This is a genomic window from Paenibacillus sp. NPDC056579 (assembly GCF_042793215.1).
GTDB lineage: Bacteria > Bacillota > Bacilli > Paenibacillales > NBRC-103111 > Paenibacillus_S.
Genome location: NZ_JBHTVD010000023.1, coordinates 29310 through 35898, shown reverse-complemented (window position 1 = coordinate 35898; position 6589 = coordinate 29310). Strand labels below are relative to the sequence as shown.

Here is a 6589-nt window from a genome sequence, read left to right as displayed (position 1 = left end):
CTCGAGCCTTATTTGCCATGGTCATCTTCGCTTCCAATTACTTGTCGTGTAATGGGATAGGAATTATCTAGCTCGAGGTTAAGTGACGCTTACCCTTGTCTCGTCTCCGGCACGAGCAGCCGGTTTCGATTTCTTCTGCTCATCTGCTTTCGTGACACCTCCTCAAGCATTCTTACGAGTACGTTGTCCCGTATGCCCAAGAAGTATGTGTTATGTCCATCCGCATAAAAAAGGAGAGTTCAAGGCGCGCATAAGCTATGCGCTCCCTGTCCTCTCCCCTTGTATTACTTATCCGATGGAATGTCGCAAGATTCGTCGGTGCATACGCCCGCCGCTTCGCTGCTGACGTCGACGAGCTTAACCGGTTTCTCGTCTTGCCATGCTTGCTCCAGCGCGCTAAGGAACACTTCCGTCGGCTGAGCGCCGGACACTGCGTACTTGCGGTTAATGACGTAGAAAGGTACACCGCGTACGCCGAGCTGGCTTGCCTCTTTCTCCTCGTCGCGTACGTTGTCTGCGAACCGTCCGCTCGCCAGCGCCTCCGCTGCCTCGTCCCGGTCAAGACCCGCTTCCGCCGCAATGTCGAGCAGCGTCTCCCGGTCACCCAGATGCTTTCCGTCGGTAAAAAAACCTTTGAGCAGCAGCTCTGTCAGCTCGTTCCGCTTGCCGTGCTGCGCGCCGAAATGAGACAGTCTGTGCGCATCGAACATATTCGTCAGCTTGATTTTGTCGTATTGAAAATCAAGTCCGGCTTCCGCCGCCGAACGGCCGAGGCTGCGGTTCATCTCGATCGCTTTGTCGCGCGTTATGCCTTGCTTCGAAGACACCATCTCGTGAACGTCATGCGGATAATCCTTCTTCGCATTCGGGTCCAACTCGAAGCTCCGGTATTGGATGTCGATATGATCGCGGTTCTCGAACTGAGCGACTGCCTCCTCTAGACGGCGTTTGCCGATATAGCAGAACGGGCAGGCAAAATCCGACCATACTTCGATTTGCATTCGTTAATCCCCCTAAAAATGATAGCTGCTGATTACTGAGCTTATGCTAGGCACAGTATTTCTTAAAAATAAAAGCAGTCTCTTTCGTGACTGCAATCGCTTCAAGCACATTATAGAGGATAGCACTTACTTTTGGCAAGCTGATATTTTTTCGTAATTATGGCGTTGGTTGTGCTGTAAAATCAATCTTCCGCATCACATCGTCCATCGTGAACTGCCGGAGATATTCAATCGTGTTCCGCTCCGCTTCGTTCATGATCGACTCCAGCGCCCGGTTCAGCTGCTGAACAGCTGCGCCGCAGCCGCCTTCTTCATCCTCAAGCTGCTCCAACCCGCCGCAATCGTTCTTCACCGCTATATATACGTCAGCTAACGTAATATCTTCGCTCTGCTTGCGCAGCCAGTAACCGCCGTCACGTCCTTCCTTCACCTCGACCAGGCCAGCCTGCACCAGACTGACCAAGACACGGCGCAGGAACGTCGCATGCGAATTGACTTGGCATGCAATCGCCGCGCTGGACAGCACGCCTCCACTCTGCGCCAGCCAAGCCAGTGCATGGACTGCAATACCGAACCGGGGAGGCCCCGGTATTCCGTTCGCCGTACTCATCCGTTCCACTCCTTCATCCGCTCTGCCCGCAGCGGTCTAACCGGCAACCACTGCAGGCACTCTTATTCCATTATATCGCCTGCCGCAGCGGAATGGCTACTTCTTGGCGTCCATGTATAGTTACTTCCACATAATCTTCTAAGCTCCTTAGATGATACTCCCATATTATTCTGATATATACTTAAAAATGAGCTTCTTCTCTCTTCAACTCCAGCTCTTGGATGACTCATTCCTTTTTTCTTCAAAGGAGGTGAGTGTTGCTCAAACCAATCGCTATCATGATTACGTAGCCAGGAATAATTACTCTTATCTAATCGTTGAAGATCCTCTCTAGATAAATTAGGATACTCATTAAGTAACTCAAGATATTTTTTTCTTCTATTCTCTATACTAATTTTTATTATCTTATCCGGTTTTATCTCGATAGATGGTTGGTTCTTAGAAAACCACGCACTATCGTTTTTCTTGAGCCAAGTGTAATTTGACGTATTCGGTTCAATAAGTTCTTCCCCATCTTCTATGAACCAAGGATATAGCCCCCATGTTCCTAACAATACACCATCTCCCTAAAAATTATTGGTCAGATGTTTCGTCGAAGGAATTGAACTATTCTGCCCTTTACTTCGAGAAAAGCGGCAGGTGATTCCCCCGATCCACTGCCGTTATTTAACTAATGTTCCCCCGTTAGTTCAATCGTATTTCTTTAATGAATCAATAAAGGTTTCTAGTAATTTGCTTGCTAAATGGAAATGGTCAGACTCTAACTGAGTATAAAAAATAAGTTCTAATTCATCAATTAACTCACTAATTTCATTTGAAAATTCTATATAAATCCTGTCCGGTATGAGCGTGGTATATAGCCTGCTCCGTAGTTCTTCAATTCCAAACTCCTTGTTCATAAACCGATGTATTAGTACTTCAAAATGATGAATGCTTATTGAACTCACCCTTGCCCTCAATCAAAACAAATCTCTTTTGCCACTCAATCAATAATTCCACATATTGGTACTAAACTGCCCTTTACTTCAACAACAAACCGGCAGCGGATCTCTGATCTGCTGCCGGTTTGTTGTTTCATATTCTTCTGAACTAAGGATTAAGATGACTTTCCGGAAAGTGTGGAACTGCCGGTAGGCCAGGTGGAGAGCGCTTGCTCAGCAACAGCCTCTAGCATGTCGCGACTGAAGCCGGCCTTGGCTTGAACAGCCATACCATGGAGCGCCGCCGGGATGAAATCCAGGAAGTGCTCGTAATAGCGCGCCAGAACTCGGCGGAACAACGCTTCCTTGTTGCCAAACGCCGAGTAGAGCGCGGGTCGTTCGACACCCATCGAATTCGCGGTTACGCCCCATCAGTCAGATCACCTTTGACAGTGCGCGCCAAATTGTATAATATAATTTAACGTAACGGTCGTTATGTTATTTCGCCAATCCCCGGGGCGATAACGTCCAGCGACGTACAAAGCGGTTCATTTCATACAGAAATCATTAGAGGAGGTTCTTTTCATGCAGAAATCATTGGAATTTTTAGGCGTGAAAGGTATGTACCCATGACAGTAGTCGGCATCATTGGCGCGGGCAAGGTCGGCAGCCAGATCGCGCGTGCGGCGATCGCGAACGGGTATGAGGTCGTCATTGCCAATTCACGAGGACCCGAGACGTTGAAGGACCTCATTGACGAGCTCGGCCCGTCAGCGCGCGCCGCGACTGCGGCCGGCGCTGACGAGGCTGGTGACTTCGTCGTCGTGGCCGTCCCCCTCAAGCTGGTCAACGACATGCCTGTGGAGCAGCTCGCGGGCAAGATCGTGCTCGACACGAACAACTACATGCCTTGGCGCGATGGCCATTTCCCCATGATCGACTCTGGTGAGATGACAGTTCATGAGCTCCGCCAGAAGCAACTTCCTACCTCGAAGGTGGCGAAGGCCTTCACCCACATCCAAGCTCCCCGCCTCTTCATTTCGAGCAGACCAGCTGGCGCCCCCGACCGCCATGCGTTGTCGGTCTCGAGCAACTTTCCTGAGGCCACGGAATTCGTGACGCGGCTGTACGACCAGTTCGGTTTCGATACACGGACTCTACGTAACTCATCCTTTTCACCTGCTGTCTATTTCGTCTTGGTTATTATTATAGCAAAGGAAATCGTATCCAATATGTTCAAAATTATCAGATTCGTATCCCCTCTTTCTTTAGCTTATCAAAATAAGGGATCGTCCGACTGTTCAACAGCCGGCGATCCCTATTTACATAACGTTCCTCGTTTGATTAAGAGTTTTATTGGGACACCTTCCAGATCACGAACTTCATCAGGCACCGTTATTGGCTTTCTGAATCGCGTGCATTCCCATGATCACCGCAATAAGCTCGTAAGTATCCAAATCTTCGCATTCATTGTTGAATGAAAAGCACCTGAAGAAAACAGCCCGTTCACTTGTTCAAATCGTGCAACGACTCCGGATTCATCGGATATCTCATATTCCTTCGAAAACGCCGGGGATACAATCTCAAAGCTGCCTCGCCCTTCCGTTTCATACGTGAACTTCTTGGTAAAGAATGCAAATCTGATTCTCAATACGCCTAACGGATTCCCATCGGCATCGGCAACCACCCATTTGCTTGAGAAGAACGGGAAACTTCCTCTGCATAGCAGCTGGGCATTAGGCCCATACACATCGATTGAAGAGCCGAATGCACTTTTTAAATCGATATGGCCGGCTTTTTCTTCCTGTTCATTCAAAATCTCCGTAATACCGCTATTAAAAAAATTGTCCCGGAAGATTAGATTCAAATGTGTCACCTCCCCTTTATTAATACGACTGAGAGGAAGTAAAGCGCTCACGCTTGCTATTAAGGCTTATAGAATTAAAGATATCGCTTAAGACAAGAAGAATTAAGGGTAGCAAAGACTGATCATTTCCTTGTTAACAGGAATGTTATAGTCCTTGTTACCCCTTAAATCACGCTGAGCGTACTGTTATTGTTTATCGGTGACATAGAGCCATTTGCCGTCTTCGCTGGACCCGATCACATATTGATCGTGTCTAAGTGAGATATTCGTTAAAGCCATTTTCCCACTGTCCGCATCATAGAGCAAAAGCTCTTTCGTGTTATTGCCTTTATTCTCGAACAGGATCATACTATGGGTACCATTGACCCAAATCCCGTGCATAATCGGTTTTGGCCCGTTTTGTTTGACCCCGTTTTTATAAATATGGCCGTCCCCATTCAGCTGATAAACGCCATCACTCGACATGTTCGCTCCGCTCCAGTCATCTACGCCGGTAGGCGATTTCCACGGCGTGACGGTGCGGCTCCCCCAATCGAAGGCGTAATTGACATAGCCCCACGGCTCTCGATTTTCCATTGTAAATATGACCAGCTTGCCGTCATCTCTAAATACGATCGGTGTGTCGCGTGAGCTCACCTGATTCGCAGGCGGATATCCTTTCATCGCTTTCTCGAATACGTCCTGCTTGCCGTTATCCAAATTAATTATTGCGAGATCAAAGTCGGTTTTCTGATCCTTGGTGCCTTTGGCGATAAACACATGGCGTCTGTCCTTGCTTATTCCTGTGCCGAATATCATGCCGTCGATTGTAATGTTATTAACCGAGGCGCTTTGCGGGATGGGCAGCCCCTTCGGATTCGAGTAAAAAAATCCCCTGCTGTCCACATCAAAATTGCCTTCACCGGTGTAGCTATCATATAGTTCGACCGGATACGATACGAAGGTCCGATCCTTCAGGCTGAACAAATCGTACAGCTTGGAGCTCGGCGCATCGCATTCGCAGTATTGAGCGAATTGAACTGCTGCAATGTATCCGGGGTCCATAACGCTGCGGAGCATATATGGCTTATCAAAGGAGCTTAGCTTTTCCTTTATTTTCCCATCGAGGGAGTACCGGTAAATTTGCTCAACGTCGCTTATTACGGCACGGAATTCATCGGCTTTCTCCAGCTTATTTCCGGCAGCGGTTTGAGCGCCATTGACCGAAAGGCTATAGACCAGCCTTGCATTCGGATTTTCGGAGGATTCCGCGGGTTTGGGGGTCGTCGTTACTTTCAGCATTCGATCGTTCTCCCATTGGAACGTGATATCGACCGAAAGATCTTGACTGCCGGCGGGTACAAGATTGCGTTTCATCACTTCCTCCACGGAAGCTCGGTTCATCGATTCGCCGAACGAAAGTACCCACTTCTTCGGAGTTTTGGATACAAGAGCAGTCGCTTGCGATGGCAAACGCGGCTCATCCTCCAGGACGATATGAACAGGCTTAGCCGCGGCGGATGGCGACGGCGACGGTTCCGTTATGGCCGGCTTTCCCTCCGAGTCCTTCGGGATTACAGGAGCGGGTGGCGACGGAGCAGTCGGCGTAACTTCGTTCGAGTTATGGATTCGATCGAAACAACCGGCCAATAAGAAAATCGCCGCTATCATAACGGTTGACCATACTTGCAAGCTTCGACTCACGTCGTTTCCTCCTTGTTATCGGATACTATAATTGACGTTGCCTGCAGCTTCATTGTTTCAGCAAAATTAAATTCTGAAGAATCCGGGCGGTGTATTTATTTTTCGCTCAACCTAATAGCTCATTGCGCATTTTCTTTCCTGGAAGACATTTTATTGCGGATGTACACGATCAAGAGCAGCAGCAAGGGGATCAAAATTTGCACTAAAGAAGAGTAAAACGGCGCGGCTTTACTGACAAAGTTGCTATGATCCTGCAAGGACGGCGATGCCCACAAGGTAAACACTAACAACAGCACTCCTAGAGGAAAAACGATCGGCTTATAGTTGCTAAGGTTTAACCATTGCGCTGTTCCCAACACTAAGACATAATAATAAATTGCAATTTTCAAATACGCTCCGGCAACCCAAATCACCACCACTACAGATTCAACATGCTCCAGGAAATCCGCAATGCTGACTAAGCGGGCGGCCTGCATAACGGGATAAGTAAAATTGCCCGTTATGTTTC

8 protein-coding genes are annotated in these 6589 nt (G+C 48.3%); 1 reads left to right on the top strand and 7 read right to left on the bottom strand.

The window, feature by feature from the left end; genetic code table 11:
- Nucleotides 1–284: 284 nt before the first annotated feature.
- The 4 genes from ACFQ88_RS39095 to ACFQ88_RS39080 all read right to left on the bottom strand — a co-directional run bounded on the left by ACFQ88_RS39095 (nucleotide 285) and on the right by ACFQ88_RS39080 (nucleotide 2941).
- Nucleotides 285–1001 (bottom strand): DsbA family oxidoreductase, encoded by a 717-nt coding sequence (locus tag ACFQ88_RS39095; RefSeq protein WP_379463279.1) that lies wholly within the window; start codon nucleotides 999–1001, stop codon nucleotides 285–287.
- Between the two features lie 157 nt (nucleotides 1002–1158).
- Nucleotides 1159–1611 (bottom strand): RrF2 family transcriptional regulator, encoded by a 453-nt coding sequence (locus ACFQ88_RS39090; protein WP_379463277.1) that lies wholly within the window; start codon nucleotides 1609–1611, stop codon nucleotides 1159–1161.
- A gap of 62 nt (nucleotides 1612–1673) precedes the next feature.
- Complete coding sequence (locus tag ACFQ88_RS39085; RefSeq protein ID WP_379463275.1) at nucleotides 1674–2165, bottom strand: TnsD family Tn7-like transposition protein; 492 nt, start codon at nucleotides 2163–2165, stop codon at nucleotides 1674–1676.
- 542 nt (nucleotides 2166–2707) lie between these two features.
- Nucleotides 2708–2941, bottom strand: coding sequence for a hypothetical protein (locus ACFQ88_RS39080; protein ID WP_379463273.1), 234 nt, complete (start codon nucleotides 2939–2941; stop codon nucleotides 2708–2710).
- 219 nt (nucleotides 2942–3160) lie between these two features.
- Between ACFQ88_RS39080 and ACFQ88_RS39075 the strand changes: the two genes are divergently transcribed.
- Entirely contained in the window at nucleotides 3161–4012 is an 852-nt protein-coding gene (locus ACFQ88_RS39075; protein WP_379463271.1) for an NADPH-dependent F420 reductase, read from the top strand.
- Here the strand turns inward: ACFQ88_RS39075 and ACFQ88_RS39070 are convergent.
- The 3 genes from ACFQ88_RS39070 to ACFQ88_RS39060 all read right to left on the bottom strand — a co-directional run.
- Complete coding sequence (locus tag ACFQ88_RS39070) at nucleotides 3961–4398, bottom strand: LURP-one-related/scramblase family protein (RefSeq protein ID WP_379463269.1); 438 nt, start codon at nucleotides 4396–4398, stop codon at nucleotides 3961–3963. The genes ACFQ88_RS39075 and ACFQ88_RS39070 overlap by 52 nt on opposite strands.
- Before the next feature lie 186 nt (nucleotides 4399–4584).
- Nucleotides 4585–6081, bottom strand: a complete 1497-nt coding sequence (locus ACFQ88_RS39065) for a hypothetical protein (RefSeq protein WP_379463267.1) — start codon at nucleotides 6079–6081, stop codon at nucleotides 4585–4587.
- Nucleotides 6082–6200: 119 nt separating this feature from the next.
- Nucleotides 6201–6589, bottom strand: a 389-nt coding sequence (locus ACFQ88_RS39060) for a GerAB/ArcD/ProY family transporter (RefSeq protein WP_379463265.1), incomplete at its 5' end; no start/stop codon positions are given.

Excerpts from the sequence above, each read along its gene's own strand:
- ACFQ88_RS39095 (WP_379463279.1), bottom strand. The coding sequence starts at position 1,001 with ATGCAAATCGAAGTATGGTCGGATTTTGCCTGCCCGTTCTGCTATATC.
- ACFQ88_RS39090 (WP_379463277.1), bottom strand. The coding sequence starts at position 1,611 with ATGAGTACGGCGAACGGAATACCGGGGCCTCCCCGGTTCGGTATTGCA.
- ACFQ88_RS39080 (WP_379463273.1), bottom strand. The coding sequence starts at position 2,941 with ATGGGTGTCGAACGACCCGCGCTCTACTCGGCGTTTGGCAACAAGGAA.
- ACFQ88_RS39075 (WP_379463271.1), top strand. The coding sequence starts at position 3,161 with ATGACAGTAGTCGGCATCATTGGCGCGGGCAAGGTCGGCAGCCAGATC.